This is a genomic window from Janibacter zhangyanbonis, assembly GCF_050507325.1.
In the GTDB taxonomy this organism is placed as follows: domain Bacteria; phylum Actinomycetota; class Actinomycetes; order Actinomycetales; family Dermatophilaceae; genus Janibacter.
In genome coordinates this window covers 3,216,786-3,229,604 of record NZ_CP191481.1, presented here as the reverse complement: position 1 = coordinate 3,229,604, position 12,819 = coordinate 3,216,786, and the positions used below count along the sequence as shown (strand labels likewise).

Below are 12,819 nucleotides of genomic sequence, written 5' to 3'. Positions count from 1 at the left end.
CTCGGGGTGGTCCGGCCGGTCGTGCGGTCACTGCGGCGCGAGGGGCGAGACGGCGAAGGCCGCGGCGGTCAGCTCGTCGACCTCGGTCCAGTCGTCGCCGCGCAGGGTCGTGAGCGAGGCGGGGAAGAGGCCGTCCTCCTCACGCTCGATGTGCGACCGCAGCTCCTTGTAGAAGCGGTCGGCCAGGTCGCTCTCGCCGGCGCGGATGCGCTCCAGCAGCTCGTCGAGGGTGACGTGCTCGCCGCAGAGCGCGTCGACGTACTCGGTGAAGTCCTCGTCGCGCCGCAGCACGGTGAACAGGCCGACCTCCTCGGCGTCGGTGTGCGGGGTGAGCAGTGCGGCCACCTCGTCGACGAGCTCGACGACCTCATCGGTGCGCCCGGCCTGCGCTGCGCGTCGCAGCAGTCCGCTGGCGTTGATGATCTGCTCGTGCTCGGCGGTGAAGCGCCCGATGACCCCGATCGACTGGCAGCCGCAGTAGGAGCACACGGTCGGTCAGGAGGCGGCGCGGGTGAGGCGCAGGGTCCACGCCTCCGGGCCGCGCTCGAGGTACTCGACCGACCAGACGCCGGGCTCCAGGCCCTCGATCTGGCGCAGCAGCGGCTGCGGGTCGTGCGGGGCGACGAGGTCGAGGGAGCGGCCCGGGCGGATCGCGGAGAGCGCACCGATGACCGTCGCGTGGCGGATGGAGTGGGGGACCGGGCGCACGTCGAGGGCGGGGATGTCGGTGTCGGCCACGGGGAGGTTCGCAGGCATGGTGGTGGTCCCTTCGTCGTCGGGTGTCAGGATCGGGCGGTGCTTGCCCGACCCCTCTTCAAATTACTACATTCATGACTGTGAAAAATACCGCCGCCGGCCCTGCGCCTGCCCCCGAGGGCGACCCCGTCGACCTCGGCGCGGCTGCGCGTGCGGTGCTCGACGTGCTCCGGGAGGCGGGTGGCTCCCTTCGCGTCAGTGACGTCGCCGAGCGGATGGGCACGCACGACAACACGGTCCGCACCCACCTCGCCCAGCTCGTCGAGCGGCGCCTCGCGACCGCGACGACCGCTCCGGCCCAGGGGCGCGGCCGCCCCGCGACGCTCTACGAGGCCGGCCCCCGCCCCGGCGCGCGCACCGCGGAGTACCGGGCGCTCACCAGCGCCTTCGCCGCCGACCTCATCGCCCACGGCGACGGGCCCGAGGTGCGCACGCGGGCCCGCTCCATCGGCCGCGCCTGGGGTGAGCAGATGCGCACGGCTGATGGCGACGCGTCCGCGCGCCTCGATGCGACCCTCGCCGACCTCGGCTTCGGCCCGGTCCGCGAGGGGGAGGTCGTGCGCCTGACGACCTGCCCCCTCCTCGAGGCGGCGCTCGAGCACCCCGAGGTCATCTGCCAGGTCCACCTGGGCCTCGTGGCCGGCACCCTCGGCCGAAGGGAGGAGGACCCGCCCATCGAGCTGACCCCCTTCGCCGAGCCGGGCGCCTGCCTCCTGCGGGTGCCCGCCGATCGATAGCGTCGGTGCATGACCCAGAGCGCAGCCCAGGCCACGACCGGGCAGACCGACGTCCTCGTCATCGGCTGGGGCAAGGCCGGCAAGGCCCTCGCCGGTGCCCTCGGCCGGGCCGGCCGCAGCGTGACGATCGTCGAGCAGTCCGCCGACATGGTCGGCGGCACCTGCATCAACATCGGCTGCGTCCCGACCAAGGCCTTGGTCCACCAGGCCGAGGAGCGACGGCCCGAGGACGACCCGGCCGCGTGGTTCGGTCGGGCGGTCGACGCGCGCGATGCCCTCATCACCAAGCTCAACGCCGCCAACCGTCAGATGCTCGAGGACGTCGACGCGGTGCGCGTCGTCGTCGGCGGCCGGGCGAGCTTCACCGGCCCCCGGACCGTCCACGTCACCGGCGGGGCGGACGAGCTCGACATCACCGCCGAGACGGTCATCATCAACACCGGCGCCGTGCGCGCCCGCTCGACGTCCCCGGCGCCGACGGCCCGCGCATCCACGACTCGACGTCGATCCAGCACGTCAGCCCCTTCCCGCAGCGCCTGGCGATCGTCGGCGGCGGGCCGATCTCCCTCGGGTTCGCGAGCATGTTCGCCGACTTCGGCTCGCAGGTCACCGTCCTCGAGCGCGGCGAGCGGATCCTCGCCCGCGAGGACGCCGACGTCGCCGAGTCCGTGACCACGGCCCTCACCGACCGCGGTGTCGAGGTGCGCACCGGCGTCGCCGTGAGCGGCTTCGAGGACGACGGCTCGGCCGTCACCGTCGGCTGGGAGGGTGGCTCGCTCGTTGCCGACGCCGTGCTCGTCGCCGTCGGCCGGGTCCCCGCGACCGAGGGGCTCGGTCTCGAGGCCGCCGGCATCGAGACCGATGACTCCGGCGCGATCGTCGTCGACGAGCACCTGCGCACCAGCGTCGAGGGCGTCTTCGCCGTCGGCGACGTCAACGGCGGCCCGCAGCAGACCTACGTCTCCTACGACGACCACCGCATCATCCTCGACCAGCTCACCGGTGAGGGCCGGCGCAGCACGGCCGACCGCGTGGCCGTCCCGACGACGACCTTCGCCACTCCTCCCTTCGGCCGGGTCGGCGCGAGCGAGGAGGAGCTGCGGGCGAAGGGGGTCGACGTCGCCGTCCACGCGAAGCCGGTGGCGAAGATCGCCGCGATGCCGCGGCCGAAGGTCCTCGGCGAGACCCACGGGCTGATCAAGTTCTGCGTCGACCCCGAGACCGACCTCGTCCTCGGGGCCGCGCTGCACACGGTCGACGCCCAGGAGCTCATCAACCTCGTGGCGCTGGCGATGCGCGCCGGGGTGACCGCGAGCGAGCTGCGCGACGGCATCTGGACGCACCCCTCGTCGGTCGAGGCGCTCAACGAGGTGTTGGCGGGGCCGCCGCGCGACGCGTAGGTTACTGGTGAGGCAACTAGCCGCACCGCAGGAAGGCACCGCATGACCACCGCGCCCGAGGACACCGCTGTCCGGGACCTGCCGGAGCACGTCGACGTCCTCGTCGTCGGCGCCGGCATCTCCGGGATCGGCGCCGCCCACCGCATCCTGGAGGCCGACCCCGGCGTCGACCTCGTGATCGTCGAGGCGCGCGAGCGCACCGGCGGCACGTGGGACCTCTTCCGCTACCCGGGAGTGCGGTCGGACTCCGACATGTTCACCCTGTCCTTCCCCTTCCGCCCGTGGCAGGGGCGCAAGGCGATCGCCGACGGCGGCGACATCCGCGACTACGTCCGCGAGACCGCCCGCGAGGGCGGCCTCGACGAGCGGACCCACACCGGCTGCCGCGTCGTCTCGCTCGACTGGTCGACGCAGGCCCAGGAGTGGACGGTGCAGGTCGACACCGCCGCCGGGCGGCGCGAGGTGCGCGCGGCCTGGGTGCACCTCGGCAGCGGCTACTACGACTACGAGCAGGCTCACGACCCGGGCTTCGTCGGTGTGGAGGACTTCCGCGGCACCGTCGTGCACCCGCAGTTCTGGCCGGAGGACCTCGACCACGCCGGGCAGCGGGTCGTCGTCATCGGCTCCGGCGCGACCGCCGTCACCGTCGTGCCGGCGATGGCGCAGACCGCGGCGCACGTGACGATGCTGCAGCGCACGCCGAGCTATGTCTTCTCGCAGCCTGGGGTCGACCCCTTCGTCCAGGTCCTGCGCAAGCGGCTCAGCCCGCAGCGGGTCCAGACCCTGACCCGGATCAAGAACCTCGGACTGCAGACCTTCCTCTACGAGCTCTCGCGCAAGCGCCCGCGGGCGGCCAATGCGATCGTCCTCGGCCAGGCGCGTGCCTTCCTGCCCAAGGAGGTCGTCGACGAGCACTTCACCCCGCCCTACGACGTGTGGGACCAGCGCCTGTGCGCCGTCCCCGACGGGGACCTCTACGCGGCGATCCGCCGCGGTCGCGCCGAGGTCGTCACCGGCCACATCGAGCGCTTCGTCCCCGAGGGGGTCCGTCTCACCGACGGTCGCGTCGTCGAGGCCGACATCGTCGTCACGGCGACGGGCCTGCGGCTGCAGCTGCTCGGCGGCGCGAGCCTGTCGGTCGACGGCGAGCCGGTCGCCCAGGAGCGGGCCTATGCCTACCGCGGCCTCATGCTCGCCGGGGTCCCCAACCTCACGATGACCGTCGGCTACGTCAACGCGTCGTGGACGCTGCGGGCCGACCTCGTCAGCCGCTACGTCGCCCGCCTGCTCGTGCACCTGCGTGACCACGGCCTCGGCGTCGCCGTGCCGGTCGCGCCCGACGGCATGACCGCCGGGCCGATCCTCGACCTCACCTCGGGCTACGTGCAGCGCATCGTCTCGGCCTTCCCCAAGGTCGGCGACCGCGCCCCGTGGACGATGCCGCAGAGCTACGTCAAGGACAAGATCGCCTTCGGCCGCGCCGACGTCACCGAGGACATGTTCTTCGCTCCGCTCGGGGCGAAGGGAGTGTCCCTGCCCCAGGGAGCCGCGGCCCCGGCGCAGCTGCCGCTGCCGGGCAGCTCGAGCAATGTCGACGGGTCCGTCGGCGACGTCGTCGAGGTGCCTGCCGGCGCCGGTCAGGGCGCGACTGCAGAGGGCTCGCCGGCGGGCCCGACCACGGATGCGGCCACCGAGGTGCCGGCGGAGATCGTCCGGTGAGCCGGCCAGAGCTCGTCGTCGCCGGCGGCACGGCCGTCGTCACCGGTGCCGCCGGTGGCATGGGCGAGCACCTGGCCAAGGGGCTGGCCCGACGCGGGGCCGACCTCGTCGTCCTCGACCGCGATGCCGCCGGCCTCGAGCGGGTCGTCGCGGAGATCGGCCGGGAGACGCCCGGGGCGAGGGTCACCCCCTTCGTCGTCGACCTGTCGGACCGGGCCGCTGCCGACGAGGTGATCGCCCGCATCCGCGACGAGCACGCCGGCGTGACGATGCTCTTCAACAACGCCGGCGTCGCGGTCGGTGGCCGGTTCGTCGACGTCTCGGCACAGGACTTCGACTGGCTGCTCGAGATCAACCTGCTCGTGCCGATCCGGCTCACCCGGGCGCTGCTGCCGCTCATGCTCGCCAACGGTCAGGGGCAGGTGGTCAACACCTCGAGCCTCTTCGGGCTCATCGGCCCGCCCGGGCAGTCGGCCTACTCGACGAGCAAGTTCGGGCTGCGCGGGTTCAGCGAGTCGCTGCGCAGCGAGCTCGAGGTGGAGGACCAGCCGGTGGGGGTCACGAGCGTGCACCCGGGCGGCATCCGCACCGGCATCGCCAAGAACGCCCGGATCGCCGCGGGGACCGACCCCGACGAGGCCGAGCGCGGACGGGCGGCCTTCGACAAGGTGCTGCGCTACCCGGCCGACCGGGCCGCCGAGGAGATCATCGAGGCCGCCGTCGCCCGGCGCCCCCGGTTGCTCATCGGCAACGACGCCCGCGCGCTCGACGCCGTCGCCCGGCTGCTGCCCGCGCGCTACTGGTCGCTCATGGGTCGAGGGATGGCCCTCGCGGCGAAGCGCCAGTAGCGACTGCCACCATGGGGCCATGACGATGCCCCAGCAGCTCCAGGGCCGACTGCGCCTGCCGATCATCTCCGCGCCGATGTTCCTCGGGTCGGGTGTCGACCTCGTCGTCGGTGCCTGCCGCGCGGGGGTCCTCGGGACCTTCCCCGCGCTCAACCTGCGCACGACCGAGGACTTCGACGGCTGGCTGACCCAGATCGAGGACGCGCTCGCCGAGCCCGGCGATCGGCAGCCGGCGCCCTACGGCGTCAACTTCATCGTGCACAGCAGCAACAAGCGCATCGAGGCCGACCTGGAGCGGATCGTCGCCCACGAGGTGCCGCTCGTCATCACCAGCCTCGGCGCGGCCAAGGAGGTCGTCGACGCGGTCCACTCCTACGGCGGGCTCGTCTTCCACGACGTCACCAATGCCAAGCACGCGGCCAAGGCCGCTGCCGCGGGGGTCGACGGGATCATCCTCGTCGCCGCCGGTGCCGGTGGGCATGCCGGCGGGCTCAACCCCTTCGCCCTGATCAGCGAGGTGCGCGCGGTCTGGGACGGGCCGCTCATCCTCAGTGGTGCCCTGTCGACCGGCCGCGACGTGCTCGCCGCCCAGGCCGCCGGTGCCGACCTGGCCTACATGGGCACGCGGTTCCTCGCGACGAGCGAGTCGCTCGTGTCGCAGGAGTACCGCGACATGCTCGTCGGGCACAGCGCCGAGCAGATCGTCTACACCCCGTCGATCAGCACCATCCCGGCGAACTTCCTGCGCGAGAGCATCGTCGCCGCCGGCCTCGACCCCGACCACCTGCCGGTGCCCGAGCGGGTCGACCTCGGCCACGTCACCAACCCGCACGCCGAGGAGCCGCCGAGCACGACCTCGACGACCGCGCCCAAGGCCTGGAAGGAGATCTGGAGCGCCGGCCAGTCCGTCGCCGGCATCGACTCCGTCGTCCCTGTGGCCGAGCTCGTCGACCAGCTCGAGGCCGAGTACACCCAGGCGAAGGGGGAGCTGCTCGCGGTCCTCGGCGAGTAGGCGGATCGGCGACCTGATCCCTCGGCCGGCTCCGTGCTGCTCGGCTCCCGACGGGGACGGCGTGGCCCTCAGAAGAAGTCCGGTCGCCAACTCTGCAAGACCTTAGGGTCTTGCAGAGTTGGCGACCGGACTTCTTCATGAGTCGGGCCATACCGTCCCCGTCGTCCGCTGGCTGGCGTCGAAGACCCGCCGTGAGCGGGTGCGGAACCCCCCTTCGTCCCGGTGGACCGCGGGGCTAGCGTGGAGGGCATGGCTGAGATCCCCACTCGCGTCCTCGGGGACGGCACGTCGGTGCCGGTCCTCGGATTCGGTACCTACCCCCTGCGCGGGGACGACGGCGTGCGCGCCATCGCGTCGGCGCTCGAGGTGGGCTATCGACTCATCGACACGGCGGTCAACTACCGCAACGAGCGCGAGGTGACCGAGGCGATCCGGGCGAGCGGCGTCGACCGCGGCGATGTCTTCGTCCAGACCAAGGTGCCCGGTCGCGACCACGAGAGCGCCCGCAAGAGCATCGAGACCTCGCTGCAGGTCATGGACCTCGAGTACCTCGACAGCGTGCTCATCCACTGGCCCAACCCCTCGCAGGGGCACTACGTGCAGGCCTGGCAGGGGCTCGTCGAGGCGCGCGAGGCGGGGCTGGTCCGCTCGATCGGCGTCAGCAACTTCACGCCCGCCCACCTCGACGAGATCATCGAGGCGACCGGCGTGACTCCGGCGAGCAACCAGGTCGAGATGCACCCCGCCTTCCCGCAAACGGAGCAGCGGGCCGCCGACGCCGAGCGGGGCATCACGACGCAGGCGTGGAGCCCGATCGGCCGGGGCGAGATCTTCGAGGCGGCTCCCGTGGTGGCCGCCGCCCGGGCCCACGACGTCACGCCCGCCCAGGTCGTCCTGCGCTGGCACCTGCACCTCGGGTCGCTCCCGCTGCCGAAGTCCGGCGACCCGGAGCGCCAGCGGACCAACCTCGAGGTCCTCGGCTTCGACCTCTCCGAGGCCGAGACCGAGGCGATCACCGCGCTCGGCCGTCCCGACGGGCGCCTCTTCGACGCCGACCCGGACCGCCACGAGGAGATGTGAGCGGCCAGCGCTGGCCGGTCCGGCCCGTGCCGGGAGAGGCGGTGCCGTCCCCCTTCGGCATGTCGGCCTACTGCGTCGCCGACCCCGCCGCTCGTGCACCGGGGCGCGACGCGCTCGTCGTCGTCCACGGTGACGACGAGGACTCGCGCTGGACCTTCGCGCAGGTCGACGACGTGGTGCGTGCGGTGGCCGCCGGGTTCCTCGGGCTGGGGTTGGACCCGGGCGACCGGGTGCTGCTGCGCATGGGCAACCGGGCGGAGTTCCCCTTCGTCTTCTTCGGGGCCATCGCGGCCGGGCTCGTCGCCGTGCCGACGAGCGCGCAGCTGACCGCCGACGAGGCCGCCGGGCTGCTCGCAGACAGCGGCGCCCGGGCCGTGGCCCTCGATCCCGACCTCGATCTCGCTGTGCCGCAAGGCATCTCGGTCGTCACCTCCGACGATGTCGACCGGTGGGTGGCCGGCGGCGAGCGGGCCGAGCACGACCTCGGTGACCCCGACCGCCCCGCCTTCATCACCTACACCTCCGGCACGACCGGACGGCCGAAGGGGGTCGTCCACGCCCATCGCAGCGCCTGGGGCCGCCGCCCGATGTACCGCGGCTGGTACGGCCTCGGCGAGGGCGACGTCATGCTCCACGCCGGGGCGCTCAACTGGACCTACACGCTCGGGGTCGGGCTCACCGACCCGTGGGCCAACGCCGCGACCGCCATCGTCCACGACGGCCCGCGCGACGGGCTCGTCTGGCCGCGAATCGTCCACGCGCACCAGGCGACCCATCTCGCGGCCGTCCCCGGGGTCTACCGTCACCTGCTGCGCCACGGCGACCCGGGGGAGTGGGATCTGAGCTCCCTGCGGGCCGCGCTCGTCGCCGGGGAGGCGCTGCCCACGGCACTGCTCGAGGAGTGGGGCGCCGCGACCGGGGTGCCGCTGCACGAGTCGCTCGGCATGAGCGAGATCTCGACCTTCGTCTCGACCGGGCCAGGCATGCCGGTGCGGCCCGGCAGCCCGGGGCGGGCGCAGCCGGGCCGGCGCATCGGGGTCCTCGACCCCGAGGTGCTCGAGGACCCGCAGTCCTCGCCCGTAGAGCTCTCGGTCGGCGAGGTCGGCCGTCTGGCGGTCCACCGAGAGGACCCCGGCCTCATGCTCGGCTACTGGCAGCGGCCCGACGAGACGGCCGAGGTCATGCGGGGCGAGTGGTTCGTCACTGGCGATCTCGCGGAGGTCGACGCCGACGGCTACCTGACCTATCACGGCCGTGCTGACGACGTCATGAATGCGATGGGCTACCGGGTCTCCCCGGTCGAGGTCGAGGAGGCGCTCGCCGGGGTGCCGGGCGTCGCCGAGGTGGCCGTCGCCGCCCTCGACGTCGGCGACGGGGTGAGCATCGTGTGCGCCTGGGTCGTGCCGACGCCGGACGTCACCGACCGAGATGCCTTGCGGGACAAGGTGGTCGAGCGAGCGGCCGAGCGGTTGGCTGCCTACAAGCGACCGCGCGAGGTGCGCTTCGCCGACGCGCTGCCCCGCACGGCCAACGGCAAGGTGGTGCGGCGCGACCTGGGCTGAGGCTCAGCCGCGCGCGGTGTAGGCGGCCTCGAGCTCGGGGATGCCGACCTGCTCGAAGATCGCGATCCGCTGCCCGTCGAGCGAGGCAGCGAGCGCGTCGAGGCACATGTGGTACCCCGCGGCATTGCTGGGCCAGCCGCGCTCGGCCGGGTCGACGACGTGGACCCGCGTCACGAGCCGGGTGCCCTCGTCGCTGGGCGTGAGCTCGAAGTGGATCTTCTCGCTGTCCCACATGAAGGCGAAGGTCCGCGGCGGGTCCCACTCGAGGATCTCGCCGGTCAGGGTGGGGGTGTCCTCCGGCTGCTCGTCCGCCTCCGGCCAGAAGGGCAGGGTGACCTGGGCTCCCTTCGCCCGCTCGCCGACGATGTCGGCAGGGAACCAATCGTGCAGGTGCTCTGACTCGGTGAGCGCGCGCCACACCTTCTCCGGGGCGTGCGCGAGGTGGCGGTCGTAGGTGAGGACGACGGCGGCGCCGTCGCGGGTCACGGTGCCGAGCGGGGTGCTGGTGGACTGGGTCATGACTGCTCCTGGTGGTCGTCCATGGTGTCGAGGTGGCGCTCGAGGTCGTCGAGCCGATCGGCCCAGGCCCTGCGGAAGGGCGCAAGCCACAGGTCGAGGACCAGCAGCTGGTCGGCCTGCACGGCGTAGTGCCGTCGAGGCCCGTCGACGCGAGCGCGGACGAGGTCGGCCTCGCCGAGCTGCTTGAGGTGCTTCGACACGCTGGGTTGGGGCGTGCCGAGCGCGGTGACGAGCTGGCCCACGGTGCGCTCGCCCGCACACAGCTCCTCGAGGATCCGCCGTCGGGTCGGGTCGGCGAGGAGGGTGAAGACGTCGCGCGTGGCCATGCGATGAATATTCCTCTCAAAGCATATGCCTGTCAAGGAATCTGCCTCGACTTGACCCTTATATCTAAAACGATAATCGTTCTCACTTATGCGAACGACACGACGCCACACCCAGATCCTCTCCGTCGCGACCCTGCTCGCCCTCGGCCTCACTGCGTGCGGCACCGGGACGACGACGGACTCCGCCACGAGCTCGGCCGCCCCCTCCGCCTCGGCGATCCCGCGCGCCGCCGACGTCTCCACCTCGGTCGGTGAGCCCTCGGGCAAGACCGTCGAGGAGGGCAGCCGGGCGGCGCGCCTGGCGATCACCCACGACGCGGGCGTCATCGTCCTCGACGCGGTTTCGCTCGAGCTGCTCGGGGAGTTCCCGCTCTCCGGATTCACCCGGCTCAACCCCGTCGGCGACGGGCGGCACCTCATGGTCACCGAGGGCGAGGGCTTCCGCGTCCTCGACCTCGGGGGCTGGTCCCTGCCGCACGGCGACCACGACCACCACCACTCGACCCGGCCGACGCTCACCGACATGACCTTCCCCGCCAAGCACCCCGGTCACGTCGTCGTCCACGACGGGCGCACCGTGCTCTACGGCGACGGGGACGGCTCCATCCGCTCCTTCGACTCCGACGCCCTGCGGGACGGCGCCACCGCGAAGCCCGAGGTGACGACACGGGCCGAGCGCACGCCGCACCACGGCGTGGCCGTCGAGCGCGAGGACGGGTCGATCGTCACGACGGTCGGCACGGCGGAGGAGCGCTCCGGCATCGTCATCCGCGACGCGAAGGGAGCGAGGGTCGCTTCGTCCGACGAGTGCCCCGGAGTCCACGGCGAGGCGGCCGCGCAGGGTGGCGCCCTCGTCTTCGGCTGCGAGGACGGGCTGCTGCTCGTCAAGGACGACGACATCACCAAGATCGACGCCCCGGACGACTACGGGCGCATCGGCAACCAGGCGGGCAGCGAGGAGTCCCCCTTCGTCCTGGGTGACTACAAGACCGACCCCGATGCCGAGCTCGAGCGGCCGACGCGGGTGAGCATCACGGACACCCGCGACGGGTCGCTCCGACTCGTCGACCTGCCGGCCAGCTACTCCTTCCGCTCGCTCGAGCGCGGACCCGACGGCGAGGGCGTCGTTCTCGGCACCGACGGCAGGCTCCACCTCATCGACATGGCGAAGGGAGAGGTGAGCCGCTCCGTCGACGTCGTCGACGAGTGGACCGAGCCGACCGACTGGCAGCAGCCCCGGCCGACGGTGCACGTCCAGGACGGCACCGCCTATGTCACCGACCCGGCGAGCAAGGAGCTGCACCTCGTCGACCTGCACTCCGGCGAGGTCATCAGCAGCGGCGCCCTGCCGGTGGTGCCCAATGAGATCGACGGCACCCTCGGCTGATGGTCAGCGCCGGGTCAGGCCCACCCGGAACCCCACCGGCATGAGCGTCAGCCGCTCGGTGATCTTCAGGTCGTAGCCGGGCTCGGGCGTCAGGTCGAAGCGGTGCAGCAGCTTGGCCAGGACGATGACGGACTCGTGCAGCGCGAACTGGCGGCCGATGCAGGCGCGCTCGCCGGTGCCGAAGGGCTTGTAGGCGTGGGCCGGCCGGGCCCGGATGTGCTCCGGCAGGAACCTGTCGGGGTCGAAGCGCTCCGGGTCCGGCCACACGTCGGGGTCGCGGTGCAGCAGCGGGATGAAGACGAGCACCTTGTCCTGCGGCGTCATCCGCAGGCCGCCGGGCACGCCGGCCGAGCCGTCGGCCCCGATCGTCGTCGTCTGCCGCGGCGAGCGGGCGAAGCCCGGTGCCGTCGGCCACAGGCGCAGGGTCTCGTCGACGACCCGGCGCAGGTAGCGCAGCTTGGGCACCTGCTCGAAGGTCGGGGTCGCGGTGGGGTCGGTGCCGAGGACCTCGTCGAGCTCGGCCCGCACCCGCGCGAGCACCTCGGGCTCGCGGGCCAGGTGGTAGAGGGCGAAGGAGAGTGCGCCGGAGGTCGTCTCGTGGCCGGCGACGAGCAGGGTGAGGATCTGGTGGCGCACGTTCGTCGCCTCGAGCAGGTCGCCCGAGTCGTCGACGGGCACGTGCATCATCCGGCCGAGCAGGTCCTCGCGGCGGTCGCCGCTCGCCTCCCGCTCGGCGACGATTCCGCGCAGGAGCCGGTCGATGTGGGCGTGACGCTCCAGCGCGCGGGCGTCCCGGCGACGCACCCACCGACGGGCGAAGGGCAGGCCCGCCAGGTTGGACCGGGAGGCCGCGTGCGACATGTCCGCGACGAAGGTCGTGACGAAGGGGTCGACCTCCTCGGTCTCGAAGCTGCGGAAGGTGTGGCTGAAGGCGGCCCGGCCGATGGTCTCGAGGGTGAGCTTGGTCAGCCACGGGGAGACGTCGACGGTCCTCCCTTCGCCTGCTGCCGTGTCCCACACCCCGATCAGCTCGTCCGTGGCCTCGACCATGACGTCGTGGTAGCCGCGCATCGCCGACTTGCTGAAGGCCGGCATGAGCAGGTCGTGGGCCAGCCGCCAGTTGGGCTCGTGGCTGTGAGCGGTGAAGAGGCCGTCGCCGACGAACATCCGCAGGTCCTCGACGCCCGGGGCGAGCGCCTTGGTGAAGCGGTGGTCGTCGCACAGCTCGCCGACGAGGTCGACACCGCGGGCGAAGACGAACTTGCGGCCCAGCGCGAGCATCTCGAACATCGGCCCGAGATCGGCCCCGAGCCGCAGCATGTTCTGCACCGGCTGGGTCGGGTCCATGCCCTTGCGGAAGGCGTCACCCAGCACCCGACGACGACCCGGCGGGTGCGGGAAGTCGTGGTCCGCCCACCCCATCCCGGTCGTCGGGGGATGGTCCACGAGGGTGTCGGTCACGGCCACGGTGCC

The 12,819-nt window shown here is 72.6% G+C and carries 13 protein-coding genes and 1 pseudogene; 9 read left to right on the top strand and 5 right to left on the bottom strand.

Annotated features, from left to right (window positions below; genetic code table 11):
* Positions 1 to 27 precede the first annotated feature (27 nt).
* Complete coding sequence (locus ACQBJO_RS15895) at positions 28 to 489, bottom strand: hemerythrin domain-containing protein (RefSeq protein WP_421007919.1); 462 nt, start codon at positions 487 to 489, stop codon at positions 28 to 30.
* A 6-nt stretch (positions 490 to 495) separates the two neighbouring features.
* On the bottom strand, positions 496 to 756 hold the full coding sequence (locus ACQBJO_RS15890) for a DUF2249 domain-containing protein (RefSeq protein WP_421007920.1): 261 nt from the start codon (positions 754 to 756) through the stop codon (positions 496 to 498).
* Between the two features lie 74 nt (positions 757 to 830).
* Here ACQBJO_RS15890 and ACQBJO_RS15885 point away from each other — a divergent pair, with 74 nt between their 5' ends.
* The 8 genes and pseudogenes from ACQBJO_RS15885 to ACQBJO_RS15850 all read left to right on the top strand — a co-directional run bounded on the left by ACQBJO_RS15885 (position 831) and on the right by ACQBJO_RS15850 (position 9,114).
* Positions 831 to 1,493 (top strand): helix-turn-helix transcriptional regulator, encoded by a 663-nt coding sequence (locus tag ACQBJO_RS15885; RefSeq protein WP_421007921.1) that lies wholly within the window; start codon positions 831 to 833, stop codon positions 1,491 to 1,493.
* Positions 1,494 to 1,502: 9 nt separating this feature from the next.
* A pseudogene (locus ACQBJO_RS15880) lies at positions 1,503 to 2,401 on the top strand (FAD-dependent oxidoreductase); the annotation flags it as partial.
* 123 nt (positions 2,402 to 2,524) lie between these two features.
* Entirely contained in the window at positions 2,525 to 2,893 is a 369-nt protein-coding gene (locus ACQBJO_RS15875; RefSeq protein WP_421007952.1) for a hypothetical protein, read from the top strand.
* A gap of 42 nt (positions 2,894 to 2,935) precedes the next feature.
* On the top strand, positions 2,936 to 4,612 hold the full coding sequence (locus tag ACQBJO_RS15870; protein WP_421007922.1) for a flavin-containing monooxygenase: 1,677 nt from the start codon (positions 2,936 to 2,938) through the stop codon (positions 4,610 to 4,612).
* Positions 4,609 to 5,460 carry an SDR family NAD(P)-dependent oxidoreductase gene (locus ACQBJO_RS15865; RefSeq protein ID WP_421007923.1) on the top strand — a complete coding sequence of 284 codons (852 nt, stop codon included), beginning with the start codon at positions 4,609 to 4,611 and terminating at the stop codon, positions 5,458 to 5,460. The genes ACQBJO_RS15870 and ACQBJO_RS15865 overlap by 4 nt, the downstream gene beginning before the upstream one ends.
* Positions 5,461 to 5,479: 19 nt before the next feature.
* Positions 5,480 to 6,472, top strand: coding sequence for an NAD(P)H-dependent flavin oxidoreductase (locus ACQBJO_RS15860; RefSeq protein ID WP_421007924.1), 993 nt, complete (start codon positions 5,480 to 5,482; stop codon positions 6,470 to 6,472).
* A gap of 249 nt (positions 6,473 to 6,721) precedes the next feature.
* The gene (locus ACQBJO_RS15855; RefSeq protein ID WP_255184661.1) at positions 6,722 to 7,552 is read left to right on the top strand and encodes an aldo/keto reductase; all 831 of its coding nucleotides are present in this window, start codon (positions 6,722 to 6,724) and stop codon (positions 7,550 to 7,552) included.
* Entirely contained in the window at positions 7,549 to 9,114 is a 1,566-nt protein-coding gene (locus tag ACQBJO_RS15850) for an acyl-CoA synthetase (RefSeq protein WP_421007925.1), read from the top strand. Before ACQBJO_RS15855 ends, ACQBJO_RS15850 begins: the two co-directional genes overlap by 4 nt.
* A 3-nt stretch (positions 9,115 to 9,117) precedes the next feature.
* Here ACQBJO_RS15850 and ACQBJO_RS15845 read toward each other — a convergent pair whose 3' ends face one another.
* Together ACQBJO_RS15845 and ACQBJO_RS15840 are read right to left on the bottom strand one after the other, a co-directional pair.
* Positions 9,118 to 9,633 carry an SRPBCC family protein gene (locus ACQBJO_RS15845; protein WP_421007926.1) on the bottom strand — a complete coding sequence of 172 codons (516 nt, stop codon included), beginning with the start codon at positions 9,631 to 9,633 and terminating at the stop codon, positions 9,118 to 9,120.
* Positions 9,630 to 9,959, bottom strand: coding sequence for an ArsR/SmtB family transcription factor (locus ACQBJO_RS15840; protein WP_255184658.1), 330 nt, complete (start codon positions 9,957 to 9,959; stop codon positions 9,630 to 9,632). The genes ACQBJO_RS15845 and ACQBJO_RS15840 overlap by 4 nt, the downstream gene beginning before the upstream one ends.
* An 88-nt stretch (positions 9,960 to 10,047) precedes the next feature.
* On the opposite strand from ACQBJO_RS15840, the gene aztD reads away from it, so the two are divergent.
* On the top strand, positions 10,048 to 11,346 hold the full coding sequence (aztD, locus tag ACQBJO_RS15835; protein ID WP_421007927.1) for a zinc metallochaperone AztD: 1,299 nt from the start codon (positions 10,048 to 10,050) through the stop codon (positions 11,344 to 11,346).
* 3 nt (positions 11,347 to 11,349) lie between these two features.
* Here aztD and ACQBJO_RS15830 read toward each other — a convergent pair whose 3' ends face one another.
* On the bottom strand, positions 11,350 to 12,813 hold the full coding sequence (locus ACQBJO_RS15830) for a cytochrome P450 (RefSeq protein ID WP_421007928.1): 1,464 nt from the start codon (positions 12,811 to 12,813) through the stop codon (positions 11,350 to 11,352).
* Positions 12,814 to 12,819 lie beyond the last annotated feature (6 nt).

Bases quoted from the DNA above. Each gene is read 5' to 3' on its own strand.
- aztD (WP_421007927.1), top strand. From the start codon at position 10,048: ATGCGAACGACACGACGCCACACCCAGATCCTCTCCGTCGCGACCCTG.
- ACQBJO_RS15845 (WP_421007926.1), bottom strand. From the start codon at position 9,633: ATGACCCAGTCCACCAGCACCCCGCTCGGCACCGTGACCCGCGACGGC.
- ACQBJO_RS15860 (WP_421007924.1), top strand. From the start codon at position 5,480: ATGACGATGCCCCAGCAGCTCCAGGGCCGACTGCGCCTGCCGATCATC.
- ACQBJO_RS15855 (WP_255184661.1), top strand. From the start codon at position 6,722: ATGGCTGAGATCCCCACTCGCGTCCTCGGGGACGGCACGTCGGTGCCG.
- ACQBJO_RS15840 (WP_255184658.1), bottom strand. From the start codon at position 9,959: ATGGCCACGCGCGACGTCTTCACCCTCCTCGCCGACCCGACCCGACGG.
- ACQBJO_RS15890 (WP_421007920.1), bottom strand. From the start codon at position 756: ATGCCTGCGAACCTCCCCGTGGCCGACACCGACATCCCCGCCCTCGAC.
- ACQBJO_RS15885 (WP_421007921.1), top strand. From the start codon at position 831: ATGACTGTGAAAAATACCGCCGCCGGCCCTGCGCCTGCCCCCGAGGGC.
- ACQBJO_RS15870 (WP_421007922.1), top strand. From the start codon at position 2,936: ATGACCACCGCGCCCGAGGACACCGCTGTCCGGGACCTGCCGGAGCAC.